11 protein-coding genes and 1 riboswitch are annotated in these 18,648 nt (G+C 44.2%); of the genes, 6 read left to right on the top strand and 5 right to left on the bottom strand.

Annotated features, from left to right (window positions below; genetic code table 11):
- Positions 1 to 179: 179 nt before the first annotated feature.
- From uca to F972_RS06015, 5 genes are all read right to left on the bottom strand, one after another.
- Positions 180 to 3,785, bottom strand: coding sequence for an urea carboxylase (uca, locus tag F972_RS06040; protein WP_004680876.1), 3,606 nt, complete (start codon positions 3,783 to 3,785; stop codon positions 180 to 182).
- On the bottom strand, positions 3,778 to 4,437 hold the full coding sequence (locus tag F972_RS06035; protein ID WP_004680877.1) for an urea amidolyase associated protein UAAP2: 660 nt from the start codon (positions 4,435 to 4,437) through the stop codon (positions 3,778 to 3,780). The genes uca and F972_RS06035 overlap by 8 nt, the downstream gene beginning before the upstream one ends.
- 17 nt (positions 4,438 to 4,454) lie before the next feature.
- The gene (locus tag F972_RS06030; protein WP_004680879.1) at positions 4,455 to 5,192 is read right to left on the bottom strand and encodes an urea amidolyase associated protein UAAP1; all 738 of its coding nucleotides are present in this window, start codon (positions 5,190 to 5,192) and stop codon (positions 4,455 to 4,457) included.
- Between the two features lie 47 nt (positions 5,193 to 5,239).
- Positions 5,240 to 5,336, bottom strand: a riboswitch (guanidine-I (ykkC/yxkD leader).
- Between the two features lie 554 nt (positions 5,337 to 5,890).
- Positions 5,891 to 7,147, bottom strand: a complete 1,257-nt coding sequence (gene glyA / locus F972_RS06025) for a serine hydroxymethyltransferase (RefSeq protein ID WP_004758177.1) — start codon at positions 7,145 to 7,147, stop codon at positions 5,891 to 5,893.
- Positions 7,148 to 7,827: 680 nt separating this feature from the next.
- On the bottom strand, positions 7,828 to 8,292 hold the full coding sequence (locus F972_RS06015; protein ID WP_034422992.1) for a hypothetical protein: 465 nt from the start codon (positions 8,290 to 8,292) through the stop codon (positions 7,828 to 7,830).
- A gap of 95 nt (positions 8,293 to 8,387) precedes the next feature.
- Here F972_RS06015 and F972_RS06010 point away from each other — a divergent pair, with 95 nt between their 5' ends.
- The 6 genes from F972_RS06010 (at position 8,388) to F972_RS05985 (ending at position 18,624) form a co-directional block, all read left to right on the top strand.
- A complete protein-coding gene (locus F972_RS06010; RefSeq protein ID WP_004758182.1) occupies positions 8,388 to 8,777 on the top strand; it encodes a tautomerase family protein in 390 nt (129 codons plus the stop codon).
- A 118-nt stretch (positions 8,778 to 8,895) separates the two neighbouring features.
- Positions 8,896 to 10,113 (top strand): formate-dependent phosphoribosylglycinamide formyltransferase, encoded by a 1,218-nt coding sequence (gene purT, locus F972_RS06005; protein WP_171062544.1) that lies wholly within the window; start codon positions 8,896 to 8,898, stop codon positions 10,111 to 10,113.
- A gap of 24 nt (positions 10,114 to 10,137) precedes the next feature.
- Positions 10,138 to 12,801 carry a [protein-PII] uridylyltransferase gene (gene glnD, locus F972_RS06000; RefSeq protein ID WP_004758185.1) on the top strand — a complete coding sequence of 888 codons (2,664 nt, stop codon included), beginning with the start codon at positions 10,138 to 10,140 and terminating at the stop codon, positions 12,799 to 12,801.
- Between the two features lie 63 nt (positions 12,802 to 12,864).
- Entirely contained in the window at positions 12,865 to 14,034 is a 1,170-nt protein-coding gene (dapC, locus tag F972_RS05995; RefSeq protein WP_004758187.1) for a succinyldiaminopimelate transaminase, read from the top strand.
- Positions 14,035 to 14,300: 266 nt separating this feature from the next.
- Positions 14,301 to 15,491 (top strand): efflux RND transporter periplasmic adaptor subunit, encoded by a 1,191-nt coding sequence (locus tag F972_RS05990; protein WP_004758190.1) that lies wholly within the window; start codon positions 14,301 to 14,303, stop codon positions 15,489 to 15,491.
- Position 15,492: 1 nt separating this feature from the next.
- Positions 15,493 to 18,624: an efflux RND transporter permease subunit gene (locus F972_RS05985; protein ID WP_004769259.1), complete on the top strand. Its 3,132-nt coding sequence runs from the start codon at positions 15,493 to 15,495 to the stop codon at positions 18,622 to 18,624.
- The last annotated feature ends 24 nt before the right edge of the window (positions 18,625 to 18,648 follow it).

Genomic DNA, 18,648 nt, shown 5'->3' with positions numbered 1-18,648 from the left:
CCAGTTTTTAATAAAATTAATAAGAGTCTTTTAACCATATCTACTATTGTGGAGGCGGCATCCATGTCACCCTGCGCGATAGTAAATGACAGCAAAAATCTTCTTATAGAATGAGAAATTTTGAACATAAAAAAGCTCCATGTTTCAAGATGGAGCTTTTCTGCATCATTACAGCGAGTTTATGCAACAGGAGCTAAAGTAAACAATACCTGTCCTGTTTTAACCGTTTGCGCTTTATCAATCAGGATCTGATCGACCTGCATTTTTGCTGGCGCAACAATTGGGATTTCAATTTTCATGGCTTCAATCACAGCCAAAGTTTGCCCCTCTTCAATGACATCACCCACAGCACACTCAATTTTCCAGACTGAACCTGGCATGTGCGACTCCACCACCATACCCCCATTCGGTATGTTAATTTCTGAATCATCAACAATTATATCCAGAGCTTCAGAAACGTACTCCGCCAAGCCTGCTTCATGCCATCTTTGCCGTTCTGCTTCAAAATTGCTTTGCTGAACCTGTTTAAATGCCTGAATACTGTCCTGATTCTCCTGAAGAAAAGCATTGTATTCTTTGAGATTGAGCACACCCTCTTCAATTTTCAATTGCAAGCGACCTGCCTTAAAGTCTTCACGCATTGCCATCAATTCAGATTCAGACACCTCATAAAACTTGATCTGGTCAAAGAATCGAAGTAACCACGGCTTATGCTGCTCAAAATTCGGGTTTTGGCGATAACGACTCCATACTTGGGTTGTGCGTCCAACAAACTGATACCCCCCTGGCCCCTCCATGCCATAGACACACATATAGGCGCCACCAATACCCACGGCATTTTCAGGTGTCCATGTCCGTGCTGGATTATATTTGGTGGTGACCAAACGATGTCTTGGGTCTAACGGTGTGGCAACAGGCGCACCCAAATACACATCACCCAAACCCATCACCAGATAAGAGGTGCTATAAACAATATCTTTCACCGCCTGCTTGGATGACAAGCCATTGATACGACGGATAAATTCAATATTGTCAGGACACCATGGTGCATCAGGTCGTACCAATTGGATATATTTTTCGGTTGCCAATTGCGTTTGCGAATCTTCCCAAGCAAGGGGTAAATACACGGTTCGGGATGGCACCTGCATATTTTCAATATCAGGCAATTCAGCTTCTGCCACCTGTAATAAGCGCAATAAATCCAGTTGATCCAAAACTGAGGAATCAAAATGAATCTGGAGCGAACGTATACCCGGAGTTAAGTCAATAATGCCCTGAATATTCTGCGATTTGACCCATTGCATCAAGGCATGAATACGGAAACGCAGATTTAAGTCCAGTACCAGATCGCCATATTCTACCAATAGATATTGGTTACCTGCTGGGCGATAAGTCACGTTTGGCTTATCTGCACCTTGTTGCAAGGTTGCCAACACCGCATTTTTCAGGGTGATGGGTTCAGCGTGAATTGCTGCTGAGAAATTAACCTGAGCGGTATTTTTACTCTGCAACGCAGCCTGATAACGTTGTTCTAGTTGCTGTGCCTGCTGATAACTGACAGGAATAAATTGAACCTTGTCGCCTGCTTTCAGTTGACCGAGTTTCCATAATTCCGAATGGATCACCACCGCAGGACAAACAAAACCACCGAGACTTGGGCCATCTGGCCCCAGAATAATCGGCATGTCGCCTGTAAAATCAATCGCACCAATGGCATAGGCATTATCATGGATATTGGATGGATGTAAGCCAGCTTCGCCACCGTCAATTCGTGCCCATTCAGGTTTTGGCCCCACCAGACGAATCCCTGTACGGCTGGAGTTAAAATGAATTTCCCATTCCTGTGCAAAGAACATGGAAATATCCTGAGCAGTAAAGAAATCAGGCGCGCCATGTGGGCCATACATCACTGCAATTTGCCATGTCTGGGTAAAATCAGGAATTTGTGCGGGTTCTAATGTGGTGGTTTCTGTAGAGTGATAAGCAGAAATCGGCAACATATCACCAATCAACAGATTACGTCCTGCATATCCACCAAACTGTCCCAAAGTAAAGGTGGCTTGACTGCCCAAATAGTCAGGTAATTTTAGACCATTTTTAATGCCGATATAGCTGCGACATCCTGTGATAATGCGCCCGCATTTCAGCACTTGTCCCTTACGGATATTAATGGTTGTCCACATTGGCACATCGACACCATCCAGTGTTACCTGCATGTGACCGCCTGTTAAGGCAATTTGACTATCACAATGAAATTTCAGTGTTGGCCCTTGCAAGGTACATTCCAGAGCTGCGGTATTGAATGGATTGCCCAACAATTGGTTGGCAACATTCAGGCTTAAGGCATCCATTGCGCCTGATGGCGGCACACCGACATCCCAATAGCCCAAGCGCCCTGTGACATCCTGTACCGCCGTTTGAATGCCTGCCTGCAATACTTCAACTTTTTCAGTTTTCCATTCAAAGCTATTCAGAAAACGTGTGGTCTGTGTACCTGCATGAAACACATCACAACCCACAATATTCTGTAAATATTCCAGATTGGTTTCGATGCCTGCAATTTCCGTATTGCTTAGGCTATTTTGCATGGCTTGAATTGCCTGCTCCCGATCAACCGCCGTGACGATAATCTTGGCAATCATCGGATCATAAAATGAGGAAACGTTCGATCCTGTTTCTACCCATGTTTCCACTCGTGAATCTGCATCAAACTGAACACTGGTGAGCAATCCTGCGCTCGGCTGGAAATTTTTAATTGGATCTTCAGCATATAAACGCACCTGAATCGAATGTCCTTTTGGCTCAGAAAGTTCAGTTGGTGCAACCCAGTCACCACTGGCAAGCGTGACCATCCATTCAACCAGATCCAACCCAAACACTTGCTCAGTCACGCCATGCTCAACTTGCAGACGGGTATTGACCTCAAGGAAATAAAATTGCTGGGTATCGGTGTCCATCACAAATTCAACCGTGCCCGCAGAACGGTATTGCACCGATTGCATCAATTGAATGGCAACTTTTTGAATATATTCTCGTTGTTCAGCATTAAGATGTGGCGCAGGCGTTTCCTCAATCACTTTCTGGTTACGGCGTTGCACCGAGCAATCACGTTCGCCCAAAGCAAGAACCTTGCCCTGACCATCGCCAAAAATCTGTACCTCGATATGGCGGGCATTTTGTACAAATTTTTCTAAATATAAGCCTGCATCTTTAAAGTTGGCTTGTGCCAAGTAAGAAACCGTTTGATAGGCTTCCTGCAATTCGGTTTCATTCCAGACTAGACGCATGCCGATACCGCCACCACCTGCGGTACTTTTCAGCATCACGGGATAACCAATACGGCTGGCTTCAGCAATTGCTTCCGCTTCATCCTTAAGCAGTTGACTCCCTGGCAATAATGGCACGTTGTTTTCAATCGCCAATTCACGGGCAGTATGCTTTAAGCCAAAATCCCGCATTTGTTGCGAAGTTGGGCCAATAAACACAATGCCCTGTTGCTCGCATAAATCACAAAAAGTGGCATTTTCTGAGAGGAAACCATAACCAGGGTGAATCGCCTGTGCGCCTGTTTGCTTGGCAACCTCAAGAATTTTATCAATATTTAAATAGCTTTGCTGTGCCGCAGAATCGCCAATAAACACCGCTTCATCGGCCAGTGTGACATGCAAGGAATCCCGATCCGCTTCGGAATACACTGCAACCGATTGAATGCCTAATTTTTTCAGGGTACGAATAATACGACAGGCAATTGCGCCACGATTGGCAATCAGAACTTTATTAAACATGGCTCAACTCCTCCGCTTCAAGAACAATCAGTTGAATAGGCGTTGGGTTATAGGCATTACATGGATTATTCAGTTGCGGACAATTGGAAATTAATACAATTAAATCCATTTCCGCCCGAATCTCGACATATTTTCCTGCTGCGGAAACCCCATCATCAAACATTAAATGCCCTGCTGGCGTCACAGGCACATTCATAAAGAAATTAATATTGGGTCCTAAATGGCGCACATTCAGTTGATGTTTATGGGCAAGCGGATGCTTGGCAAGCGCATACATAAAATTATTACGGCAACTGTGCATTGGATATTTATCATGGGCATAACGCACAGTATTGCTTTCACAGGAACACGCACCGCCCAAAGTATCGTGTCGTCCGCAATTATCCTCAACAATGGTGGCAATAGGACGGGCAAAATTACTATACAAAGTCGTCCCTTGCTCCAGATAAATTTGCTGGTTTTGGGTCAGAGTATCGGTTGCGCTATAACGTTCATCAGGATTTTCTGCACTGATAAACAAGGTATCCACCGCCTGATTGCCCTCTAAATCAACGATACGAAACAGTTGTCCTTTTTTGACTTCGCACATCCATGCTTCGCCTGCTGGACACACTTCATCTAAAACCGTATTTTGAAATTGTAATGTGGTCATGATTTTTTCCTCAAAAATTAAACAGATAAAGCGTAATAGCGGGCATTGTTGGCAAAACCACGCTGATTTTGAGGACAGGAATCACGACACACATCGGATTCAGCTAAGGCATTAGCCTTGAATAAACGGAGTTGAACATCGGCAGGTTGATAGCTTTCAGAGGTATCCAGCGCATGTGGTGCAGCCGATAAAAATAGCAAACAATCCATTTCGAAACGTAACTCAATGCTTTGCTGGGTTTTATCTTCCTGAACATAGGACAATTTGCCTGCCTCATCAGGAATAACCTTAGAAAAGAGATTCACACAAGCGGTTAAATCAGCCTGTTTTAAACCAAACTTGGCAAACTCAACCAACAAGCCATTCAGGCCACTTTGATACATATCATTGCGGGCATCCTGAAAGCTTTGAATGCCAAATTGCTGTTGAATTTGTGCAGGCGTACTTGGGCTACAAAATACATCATTCCAGCCATGACCATCCTGAACAATCGATGCCATCACCCGCCCCAAATCAGAATACAGCACATGTCCCGTCGATAAAAATGCAGTGTGCTGTGCCTTTAAACTGTCAGGCATATTGAAGCGTTCCAGTTTATCTTCGGCATTGACACAATAGAGCGAAACATTGGCATTTGCACCCAGTGGCTCAAATTGCAACACTGCCCCACGCTGAATCCGACCCGACCAGTGATGGCCACCGAGTAATTTTTCTTGCCAAAGTATTTGATTATTATGATAAATAGATGGATGCATAACAAAACCCCTTAGGATGATTTGACCTCGTTATGGCAAAATGCCGATCCTCCCGGGCTTTTATCCCTCCGTGTAGTTCTGCCGAACCGTTCTCTCTCGGTCCAGTCATGTGCAAAACACATCGGAACCCTAGACAACTTTTGATCTATTTATCTAAAAGCAAAAGACATGCCATTTTAGTAATACTATTTTTAGGAAAAGTATTACTTAATATAAGTTCGATATAAAATTCTCAATGAATTACGATACGCGGAAACGTCATCCGCAATTGTTTGAGACAGGACTCAATTAATAGAATGTTGTTTTTGCGATTCATTAAGTTAGCTGATAGTAGTCAACGAGTTTTGCGGTGAGCAGCGATAGCTGCGCAAGATGGTTGCCCTTGCGGAGCTTCGCTCCTCATGCCGAAACAAAAGTAAGTCCAGCTGAAAGTTTATGCTGAAATTAGATGAGAACTCTGCAAGATTCCATCAAGATATCTTTTAATATATTAGAAAAATATTTAAATCGTGTTCAGGTTACTTAAATAGCAACAAAATAAGGCAAGAAAATAGAACAATAGTTTGAATAGCACTTTTTTAAGGCAAACTGCCATAAAATGCTTCATTGGATTTGATGAGTTCATCAATTTTCAGGCATAAAAAAACACCCCAAACCGAAGTTTGAGGTGTTTTTAGAATTTTATTTAGCAAAGCAAATTATTCAGCATAAACTGGGAATTTAGCACAAACCGCTTCAACTTTAGCTTTTACATCCGCAATGACTTGTTCATTACCTTTACTGTCGATAATGTCAGCGATCCAAGCCGCAAGATCACGAACTTCTGCTTCACCAAAACCACGAGTGGTAACAGCTGGCGTACCAATACGGATACCAGAAGTCACGAATGGAGAACGTGGATCATTTGGCACGGCATTTTTATTAACCGTAATATGCGCAGCACCTAACCATGCATCAGCATCTTTACCTGTTACATCCTCTTGCTTGATCAAAGACAATAAGAATAGATGGTTGTCTGTACCGCCTGAAACCACATCATAACCACGAGAGATAAACACGTCTGCCATTGCCTGAGCATTCTTCACAACTTGTTGCTGGTAAGACTTGAAATCATCAGACATGGCTTCTTTAAAGCAAATTGCTTTCGCTGCAATCGCATGCATCAAAGGACCACCCTGATTACCAGGAAAAACAGCAGATTGAAGTTTTTTCTCGATTTCTTCGTTTGCTTTGGCAAGGATTAAACCAGAACGTGGGCCACGCAGTGTTTTGTGTGTCGTAGTGGTCGTAACGTCTGCAATTTGAACTGGGTTAGGATAAACACCCGCAGCAACCAAACCAGCAACATGGGCCATATCAACAAACAGGTAAGCACCTACTTGGTCTGCGATATCACGGAAACGTTGCCAATCCACCACACGGCTATAAGCAGAGAAACCTGCAACGATCATGCGTGGTTTATGTTCTAAAGCTAAACGCTCAACTTCTTCATAATCAATTTCGCCAGTTTCTGGGTTTAAACCATACTGGATTGCATTATAGGTTTTACCAGAGAAGCTGACTTTCGCACCGTGAGTCAAGTGACCACCGTGCGCCAGGCTCATACCCAAAACGGTATCGCCTGGGTTAAGTAGCGCCAGGTAAACAGCAGAGTTGGCTTGAGAACCCGCATGTGGCTGAACGTTTGCATAATCTGCACCAAACAATGCTTTGGCACGGTCAATGGCAAGCTGTTCTACGACATCAACATATTCACAACCGCCATAGTAGCGTTTGCCAGGATAGCCTTCTGCATATTTGTTGGTCAGTTTTGATCCTTGTGCTTCCATCACTGCTGGAGAGCAATAGTTTTCAGATGCAATTAACTCAATGTGCGCTTCTTGGCGTTCGCCTTCAGAAGCAATTGCCTGAGCGATTTCCGGATCAAATTCAGCAATAGAGATATTGGCAAACATTAGCGGGGGTCCTATAAATTAGGGCTTTTAAGCCGTGCTAAAGATTGGTGCGTATTGTAGCACGAAGTTTGCGATTGCACAGATTGATATTTATTTAATTCTTCGTGAATTTTATTCACGTTGAATATGCGACAAACAAGCCAACCCTCTATAAATGTTCAAAATCTGGATAAAATGGAAAAAGTGATTTTAGATCATTCAGGAGTAAGCAATTTCAACAATTGTTTAGTCACATGTGCCCTTGCATTTTTCTGTTTAAAAATAGTGGGAATATGTAGCAGAAAAAAGGAGTAACGATATTTTTTATGATCACGTAGGTTTTCATTTAAATAATGATAGAGATCAGACGCAGCTTCCCGATGAAATGCAGCTTTGTTGCACAAATACCCAAAACTATGATTTTATTATATTTATTTTTATTAAAATTTTAACAAACCTCTTAAAAATCAGTATCTTGCAAAATATTTATGCAACAAAGCCTGTAAAAGTTAAAAAAGAAACCGCCCAGACTAAGCAAACACTAAAACATGAAACCATGCAGGCCTCATCAAATACAAATAAAGCGGTCAATGCCGTGACACATTCAATCAAGTCGGAAGCCAATAAAGCAACAAAACCCTCCTAGATCTAATTGATTGATGACTTTAACCATCAAAGCGGGATTTTTCTTCCCGCTTATTTTATTTTGGAGAGGTATTTCCCAGTGCAGGATTATCAATTGCATCCTTACATTGGGCTTTGTCACGCTCATAGTTTGCCTGCTTCTGAGTAGGACCAGATGAACTCTCTTTTACATCTCGCGCCCATGTGTCCAGACTGGTCAACGCCTTGCGGCACAGCGCATATTTACCCTCTGTCACAGAGTCGGTCATTTTGACATTGATCCGCCAATCCGTGCTGAGCTGGCGTAAAGGCTTTCTGACTTTTTCCTCAATTTCAGAGACTTGTTTATTATAGACAATTGAGTCAATTTCATTAATCAATGTCCACGCCGCATTTGCATAAGTGGTTGCATCATTGTTTAATTTTGGCGCAGGTTTGATTTCAACTTTTTTTTCGGGTGGATTGTCTCCCTGCCCGCATGCAGTCAATAAAAAGGTGCTACACAGTACAATTACTGCCACACGAGTTTTTGGATTAGACATATCAAGTCGCCAATGGAACATTTCGGCATTATGCTAGTCAATCTGGGAATAATTCTCAATCGTTGTTACTTATTTATCATGGATAAAAACCACTCATGTCACAAATAAAAGTCTATGCGCATCGCAAAACAATAGATCAATTTAGGGATCAGCTGTCCCAGGCCATCCATCAGGCTTTGGTTGAAAGCCTGAGCTATCCTGCGGAAAAGAAGTTTCAGCGTTTTATTGCCCTGGAACAAGATGATTTTATCTATCCAGATGACCGTAGTGACAGCTACATTATTATCGAAATTTCCATGTTTGAGGGACGAAGCATAGAAACTAAAAAGCGTTTTGTGCAGGCAATCTTTGCCAATATTCAACAACAATGTGGCATTTCAGCTCAGGATATTGAAATCACGATTTTTGAAACACCGAAATGCAACTGGGGAATACGGGGTAAAAATGCGGATGAATTGGGGCTGAACTATCAGGTCAATATCTGAATAAGCAAAAACAATACAAGGCAGGATTTTTGTCTAACAAAAACCATTTTTTGTGTCAATTTAAGCTTAATTCAGCGGCAAGTTCTGCTATGCTTAAACACAAATTTATCAGGATAGGATTATTCGCATGAGCGTTACTCTTGGAACTCCACTTCAATCTTCTGCATTTAAGGTTTTACTGTTAGGTTCTGGAGAGCTTGGTAAGGAAGTGGTGATTTCTTTACAACGCCTGGGTGTCGAAGTTCATGCTGCGGATCGTTATGACCATGCACCTGCCATGCAAGTTGCCCATTATTCCTATACTCTGAATATGGCAGATCCAACTGAATTAAAACAACTGATTGAAAAAATTAAACCGAATTTAATTGTTCCTGAAATTGAGGCAATTGCGACCGAGGTTTTGCTTGAAATCGAGCAACGCAAAACTGCAACGGTGATTCCATCAGCAAAAGCCGTCAACCTCACCATGAACCGTGAGGGCATTCGCCGTTTGGCTGCGGAAGAACTGGGCTTGCCCACTTCCGCCTATCGCTTTGCCAGCACATTGGAAAGCTTCCGTGCAGCATGTGACGATATTGGTTATCCAAACTTTGTTAAACCTGTCATGTCCTCTTCTGGCAAGGGTCAGTCCCGTGTTAAGAACTTTGATGAGGTTGATGCAGCTTGGGAATATGCCATGCAAGGTGGTCGTGTCAATCAGGGTACAGTGATCATTGAATCACAAATTGATTTTGATTTTGAAATTACCCTATTAACCGTACGTGCTAAAAATCCAGCAACAGGTGAAATCGAAACCCATTACTGCGATCCAATTGGACACCGTCAGGATGCGGGTGACTATGTTGAAAGCTGGCAGCCACAACCAATGACAGTCGCAGCCTTGCAGGAAGCAAAACGTATTGCAAATAAAGTCACAACCGCTTTGGGTGGCTGTGGTGTTTTTGGTGTAGAGTTATTTATTAAAGGCGATAAGGTCTGGTTCAGTGAGGTCTCACCTCGCCCGCATGACACCGGTCTTGTGACCCTGGCATCACAGTTCCAGAGTGAATTTGAGCTGCATGCCCGTGCGATTTTAGGTTTGCCTGTGAATACCGCTCGTCATAGTACTGCGGCAAGTGCCGTGATCTATGCAGGTGTGGATGCGAACAACCTGAGCTTCTCTGGCTTAAATCTTGCTTTGGCAAACCCGAACACTGACTTGCGCTTGTTTGGTAAACCAGAGGGCTTTAAACGCCGCCGTATGGGTGTTGCAACCGCACGTGCTGAAACCACAGACCTTGCGCGTGAGCTGGCACAACAGGCAGCAGACCAAGTGAGTGTACAAACCAACGCTTAACCTATATTGAGTAGACCCATTTTCATGATCAATACATCTCCATTGTTAAACTACGTCACCAGCCTTCATGATATTCAGGCCATTAACCAATGGCGTACAGATGTAGAAAAACAATTACAGGAGAGTTATGAAAATGGGCAACCGATTCGTGATGTGATTAGTGCCCGATCAGACTCCATTGATGAAGCACTCATTTTTCTTTGGAATCATGCGGGTTTAGACCAGACCGAGTTGGGTTTGTTTGCTGTAGGCGGTTATGGTCGCCATGAGATGCTTCCCTATTCTGATACTGACATCATGATTTTGTCAGAGGATGAAATCAGCGAAGAACAAGGGAAACTGATTTCTGCCTTTATCTCCTCACTTTGGGATGTGGGTAACTTCAAGCCTGGTACCAGTGTCCGTACCATTCAAAACTGCGTTGAACAAGCCAGTAATGACCTGACGGTTGCCACCACCCTGATTGAAGCGCGTCTAATCACAGGTAATGAACAGCTTGCCAAGTGGCCTCGCCGTATTGTGGCGCAAACCTGGACTGATAAAACGTTCTATGATGCGAAAATGGCTGAGCAAGCCAAGCGCTATGCCCAACATAACAACACTGAAAGCAATCTGGAACCCGACATTAAAAATGCGCCAGGCGGTATTCGTGACATCAACCAGATTGGCTGGATTGCAAAACGCCACTTCCGTGTCAACCGTATCTATGACCTTGTACATTTAGGTTTTATCACTGAATTTGAGCTTGCTGTACTTGAAGAAGCGGAAAGTTTTCTATGGGAAATCCGCACCCATTTACATCGCTTGGCAAAACGTGATGAAAACCGTTTATTGTTTGAATATCAACGTGATATTGCAGCAAAGTTTGGCTATGTCCGTGAAGAGGGTCAACACGTCAATTTTGCCGTTGAACAGTTCATGAAACGGTATTACCGCACTGCCCAACAGGTTTCTACCCTGAGTGAAATGCTGCTTGCCTATTTCAATGAGTCGGTGATTACCCCACGTTTGCCTGACTATGAACGCCAGATTGTAGAAATTAATGACCGCTTTAAAATTGTGGATGGCAAACTTGCCGTACAACACCATAAGGTTTTCTCTGAAGAACCGAGCGCGATTTTAGAATTATTCTATCTATTGGCAAACCGTCCTGAGATTACAGGTATTCGCGCCCGCACCTTGCGTCTGCTGGTCCTTGCAGCCAAGCGGATTGACCAGCGTTTCCGCGACAACCCAGAACATCAGGCGTTGTTTATGTCAATCATTCGCTCACCGCATCTCTACAATACGATGGTGGCGATGAAACGTTACGGCGTTTTGGGCAACTATATTCCTGCTTTCGGGCAGATTATGGGATTGATGCAATACGACCTGTTCCATATTTATACGGTTGATGCACATACCCTGTTATTGCTGCGTAATCTCAGCCGTTTTAAAGCGCCTGAATTTGCCAAGGATTTCCCTGTGGTCAGCTCAGTGTTCCAGCGTATTGCACGACATGACATTGTGTATATGGCGGCAATTTTCCATGACATCGCCAAAGGTCGTGGCGGTGACCATAGCGAACTTGGGGCAATTGATGCAATTAAGTTCTGCCGCACACATGGTTTTACCGAGCGCGAATGCAAACTGGTGGCCTGGCTGATTAACAACCATCTCCTGATGTCACTCACAGCCCAGAAAAAAGATATTTCCGATCCTGACGAAGTAAAGGAATTTGCTGAAAAAGTTGGTGACATGGAGCATCTGGATTATCTGTATACACTGACCGTTGCAGATATTAACGCAACCAATCCAAAACTCTGGAACACATGGCGCGCTTCTCTGATGCGCCAGCTCTATACCTATGCCCGTGACGTGATTCGCTCAGGTTTAGGTCGCCCTGTGGATTACCAGATGCTGATTGAGGACACCAAGTTTGCAGCCAGTGAATTACTGGTCAATGACTTCTCGCTCGCCGAAGTAGAAAAAGTCTGGCAAGAGCTGGGGGATGAATATTTTGTCAAGGAGTCTGCCAACGAGATTGCATGGCACACTCAGGCGATTCTACAGCACGGCGATAATCCAGAGCCCTTGGTTTTATTACGCGCACATCGTAATGCCGCAGATGATGCGGTTCAAATCTTTATTTATACCCGTGACCAGCCTAACCTGTTCGCAACCACTGTGGCGGTGCTGGACCGTATGAACCTTGATGTTCAGGATGCCAGAATTATCACCGCAAGCACTGCATTTAGTCTGGATACTTACTTGGTGCTGGACCGTTTTGGCACATTGCTCACCGATCCTGATCGGGAACGTAAGGTTAAAGCGGCTCTGGTTGATGCTCTCAGTCATTCAGACCAATATCCAGGTATTATGCAACGCCGTATTCCGCGCCACCTCCGTCACTTTGATGTGCAGAATACGGTTGATATTGTGCTAAATCCAGCCTTACAGCAACACATGGTTGAAATCTCGACACTGGATCAACCTGGCTTACTGGCACGAATTGGTGCCCTGTTTATGCTGCAAGGTCTGGACATTCACTCTGCTAAAATTGCAACATTGGGTGAACGTGCCGAGGATATTTTCTTTGTCACCAAGAAAAATGGCGTATTGCTTACAGATGAAGAAGTCAAGGCCTTTGCGGAAACACTAAAATCCGCTTTGGATGAAGTGTCAAATCAGGTTCTTAACCCATCGTAATTCCAATTTTCATCAATACATTGGGCGTATGCAATACGCCCCTACAGTTTGGTAATTGTTTCAATGAACTCAAGTTTATCTTTATTGCATCCTTATCCTTTTGAAAAGTTAAACCAGCTTTTTAAAGGGCTACAACCTGCCGATTTACCGTTGATTCCACTGTCAATTGGTGAACCTAAACACCCCGCACCTGAGTTCGTTAAACAAGCGATTATTGATAATTTTGGGCATTTATCAACCTACCCCAACAGTAAAGGCTTGCCTGAGCTGCGCCAAAGTATTGCACAATGGCTGAGCAATCGTTTCAAACTGAACCAAATCAGTGCGGAAGATCATATTTTGCCTGTTTCTGGAACACGGGAAGGAATCTTCTCCTTTGTTCAGGCATTGATTAAACGTGAAGATGCGCCTTATATCGTGATGCCGAACCCGTTTTACCAGATTTATGAAGGTGCTGCGCTGTTGGCAGGTGCAAAACCTTATTTTATCAACTGCACTGAAGAAAATGGCTATCTCGGCGATTTTGATGCCGTGCCTGCCGAAGTTTGGGAAAAAACGGCGTTATTATTCGTGTGTACCCCAGGTAATCCAACAGGTACAGTACTGTCAAAAGAACAGTTTAAAAAGCTGATTGCGCTTTCTGACCAATATGGTTTTGTGATTGCATCTGATGAATGTTATTCAGAACTGTGGTTTGATCAGGCACCGATTGGGCTATTGGAAGTTTGTGCTGAATTGGGACGTGATGACTATAAAAACTGTATCGTGTTCCACTCATTGTCCAAACGTTCAAACTTGCCAGGAATGCGCTCAGGTTTTGTTGCTGGTGATGCGGCATTGTTAAAGCCTTACTTGCAATATCGCACCTACCACGGCGCGGCAATGCCTGTACAGCATCAACTGGCTTCGATTGCAGCGTGGAATGATGAAACGCATGTCGAAGAAAATCGCCAGCAATACCGTACCAAATTTGATTTATTCCAGTCTGAATTGGGTCATTTACTGCCATTACAAAAACCAGATGCAGGTTTTTATTACTGGCTTAAAGTCGATAATGATGAAGCTTTTGCCAAAATGTTGATGGAAAAAACGCATATCAAGGTATTGCCAGGTCGTTATCTATCCCGTGATACTGAACAGGGTAATCCAGGTGAAAACCATGTGCGGATGGCGCTTGTCGCTGATTTAGCACAGTGCGAAGAAGTCGTGAAGCGGTTGAAAGCGATTTTATAAATAAAATCCCCAAAGTTCATTTGATATTTTGGGGAATTTTATCATCCGACCCAGTTTTTCTAAGAATAGTCTTGATATTACCATACTGAATCGCAGTATATACTCCATAGTTTATAAATCAAACGCCTTGAGCCAGCATTAGAATTTTGCATTTCCCATATCAAAGATAAGATACGGATTCAAAACCAATATTCATCTTTATGTTATAACTATGGCTTGAAATCTTCGTCTATACTTAACCATCAATTTAAATTGACTATGGAAAGATGACTTCTCAAACTCCCCAGAAAACAAAGAAAAAAGTTTGGTTCATTTTGGCAATCGTGATTGTATTGTTGCTTGTCGCATTCCTGCTGTGGAAGTCAGGCAGCTCAAACAAAACCGCTGCGACAGAAAAACCAGACAATGCAGAAACAACCGAACAAAAAGCTGCCTTAACGGTGACGGTCGTTCAACCTGAAAAGCAAAACTGGAAACAGACATTCACCGCAAATGGCAACATCGCAGCATGGCAAGAAGTGGTGATTGGTAGCGAATTGTCTGGTCAGCGTCTTACTCGCGTCAATGTCAATGTCGGTGATGAGGTTAAACGTGGACAGGTTTTGGCAGAGATTAACAGCGATACCATCCGTGCCGATTTGGCAGCAGCCAAAGCCAGCTATGCCGAAGCACAGGCTGTATTGGCTGACGCCGTGACTAACAATAAACGAATTCAGCAGCTCAGAAATACAGGTGCAATCTCGGCCCAGGAATTAACCCAATACCAAACTTCCCAGGCCACTGCCCAAGCAAGACTGGATGCCTCCAGAGCACAGATTGAAAGCAATCAACTACGTTTGGCACAAACTCAGGTGATCTCACCTGACAATGGGGTGATTTCAGCCCGTACCGCAACTGTCGGTTCTTTGGCTCAGACTGGACAGGAACTGTTCCGCCTGATTCGGGATCACCGTCTGGAATGGCGTGCGGAAGTTACCACTTCGGATTTGTATAAACTCAAGCAAGGGATGAATGCGCGTATTTTTTCGCCTGACCCTGCCCAGCCTGCCATTACAGGCAAGGTTCGGATAATTGCCCCTGTGATTGATCCACAAACCCGTTATGGCTTGGTTTATGTTGACTTGCCAGCCACTCAGGCGTTTCGGATGGGCATGTTTGTAAAAGGTGAATTTGATTTAGGTGAAAAACCAGCACTCACTATTCCACAAACTGCCTTGTTGCTACGCGATGGCTTTGCCTATGTATTTATTGTGGGGAAAAACAATCGTGTAGCACAGCAAAAAGTGACTGTTGGGCGACGTTTGGCTGATCGTGTTGAGATTCTGGACTTGCCTGCAAATGTAAAACTGGTTGCGTCTGGTACAGGTTTCCTCACCGATGGTGATTTAGTGACTGTCGCAAAAGACATTCCTGATACGCCATTGACTAAACAACTTGTGACCACACAGGGGAATTAAAATGAATTTCTCTGCCTGGTCAATCCGTAATCCTATTCCAGCCATTTTATTATTTATTATGCTGGGATTGACGGGTTTAATGTGTTTTAAATGGATGAAAATCCAGCAATTTCCAGATATTGAATTGCCAATGGTGACTGTGACCGCAGCCCTGCCAGGTGCTGCGCCACCACAACTGGAAACTGAAGTTGCTCGTAAAATTGAAAACTCGATTGCCACCCTGCAAGGTTTAAGAAATCAATATACCAATATTCAGGATGGCGTTGTCACGGTTACAGCCGAGTTCCAACTGGAAAAACCACTGCAAGAGGCGGTAGATGACGTTCGTAACGCGGTTTCCCAGGTGCGTTCAGACTTGCCTGCCGATTTACGTGACCCAATTGTCAGTAAAATCAACCTTTCAGGCTCACCCATTCTAACTTATACCATCCAGTCGCCGAAAATGGATGAGGAGGCTCTGTCATGGTTTGTGGACTATGATATTGCCCGCGCCATGCTACAGGTTAAGGGTGTGGGTGCAGTCGCTCGTGTGGGTGGTGTTACCCGTCAGGTTGAGGTTGAACTTGACCCTGAAAAATTACTGGCACTGAATGCAACTGCAACGGATATTACCCGACAATTGCGTTTGATCCAGCAAGATGCATCTGGCGGTCAAACCAAGATTGGCGGCAGTGAACAGTCCATTCGCACCATTGCAACGGTAAAAACAGCCGAAGAAATTGGGGCAATAGATATTGCACTCAGTGATGGCCGCCATATACGTCTTGATCAGGTTGCGACCATTCATGATGGTATTGCCGAACGCCGTTCTGCTGCATTGCTGAATGGACAGCCTGTGATTGGCTTTGAAATTACCCGTAGTAAGGGTGCCAGTGAGGTTGATGTTGAAAAGGGTGTGGTCGAAGCATTGGATAAACTCAAGGCTGCACATCCAGACATTAAAATCACCGAAGCATTTAACTTTGTTAAGCCCGTTGCTGACAACTATAAAGGTTCGATGTCACTGCTTTACGAGGGTGCCATTTTAGCTATTTTAGTGGTGTGGCTATTCCTACGTGACTGGCGTGCGACCATCATTGCCGCAACTGCCCTGCCCCTGTCAATTTTACCAGCCCTGATTGGGATGTACTTTTTTGGTTTCACCCTCAATACTGTTACTCTTTTAGCAATGTCGCTGGTGGTCGGGATTCTGGTCGATGATGCAATTGTTGAGATTGAGAATATCATTCGACATCTCAGGATGGGTAAAACACCCTATGAAGCGGCAATGGAAGCTGCCGATGAAATTGGGCTTGCCGTGATTGCCACCACATTTACCCTGATTGCAGTATTTTTACCGACCGCCTTTATGAGTGGTATTGCAGGTAAATTCTTTGTGCAGTTTGGCTGGACAGCAGCATTGGCCATTTTTGCCTCCTTGCTCGTAGCACGTTTGCTTACCCCAATGATGTCTGCCTATATCCTTAAACCCTGGGTCGGCAAAGTTGAACCTCATGAAGATACTGACCAACCTGCCAATGATCAAGGTACAGCGGCTTTAGCGAAAGACCGTGCCAAAGATGGCAAAGTCATGCGTAGCTATATGCGTCTGGTGACGTGGTGTTTAAACCATCGCTGGATCACGCTGTTTGGGGCAATCGCCTTTTTTATTGGTTCAGTTATGCTGATTCCACTATTACCAACTGGATTTGTACCACCACCAGACACTGGACAAACGCAGGTACGTCTGGAATTGACCCCAGGTTCACAATTTGCCGATACCTTAAAAACGGCAGAATATGCACGAAGCCTAATTAAGGATCATCCTGAAATTAAAAGCATCTATACCACCATTGGTGGAGGCGCTGCAGGAAGTGACCCCTTTGCTGGTGGTGCATCTAGTGAACCTCGTAAAGCGACTCTGACTATTCAAACCACTGAACGTACTGAACGCAGTGCCAGTCTGCAAGACATTGAAGACCAGATTCGTCAACGTTTAGCACCCTTGCCAGGTGCCAGAATTCAGGTCGGTCTGGCGGGCAATAACAGCCAATATCAACTGGCACTTTCAGGCGATGACCCTGAAGCCTTGATGTCAACAGCCCGCGCACTGGAACGTGAATTACGCACCATTCCGAATATTGGCAGTATTACTTCAAGTGCGGCACTGATTCGTCCTGAACTGGTGATTCGCCCTGATTTTGCCAAAGCCGCAGATTTGGGTGTGACCACTTACGATATTGCCGAGACTTTACGTATCGCAACTGCAGGTGACTTTGACCAAAATCTGGCAAAACTCAACCTTTCACAGCGTCAGGTGCCTGTGGTGATTAAATTGCCTCTTGCCGCCCGTCAGGATCAGGAACTGATTAAACGCCTCATGATCAAGGGTAGTCATGGTCCTGTCATGCTGGGGACGATTGCCGATGTGAATATTGAAAGTGGACCATCACAGATTGACCGCTTCAACCGTCTTCGTAATATCAACTTTAATATTGAACTCAACAACCAGCCTTTGGGTGATATTGCAGCGAAAGTTGATCAATTACCAACCATGAAGAATCTACCACCGACAGTAAAACGTACCAATATCGGTGATGCTGAAGTGATGCAGGAATTATTCTCAAGCTTTGGCTTGGCCATGCTGACGGGTGTACTGTGTATTTATGTGGTGTTGGTGCTTTTATTTAAGGACTTTTTACAACCGATCACCATCTTGGTTGCATTACCGCTGTCTTTGGGTGGCGCTTTCGTGCTGTTACTTTTGGCAAAAAGTAGCTTTTCAATGCCAAGCTTAATCGGTTTAATCATGCTCATGGGAATCGCAAGTAAAAACTCAATTCTCTTGGTGGATTACGCCATTATTGCGCGTAAAGAGCGAGACTATTCGCGTTTCAATGCCTTGCTTGATGCCTGCCATAAACGTGCCCGCCCTATTATCATGACCACATTGGCAATGGGTGCTGGGATGTTACCGATTGCATTAGGTATTGGAACTGATCCAAGCTTCCGCGCACCAATGGCACTTTCAGTGATTGGTGGATTGATCACCAGCACTTTCTTGTCATTATTAGTGATTCCTGTGGTTTACACCTTTATTGATGATATTAATCGTAAGCTTCATGGGTTGAGGAAATCTAAAACCGTTGAATAAAAACATCCATAAAAAATGGGCGGT

This window comes from Acinetobacter sp. CIP 102529, from assembly GCF_000368325.1.
GTDB classification, from domain to species: domain Bacteria; phylum Pseudomonadota; class Gammaproteobacteria; order Pseudomonadales; family Moraxellaceae; genus Acinetobacter; species Acinetobacter parvus.
The sequence above is the reverse complement of the archived record's forward strand: the minus strand, read 5'-3'. Positions and strand labels throughout refer to the sequence as shown.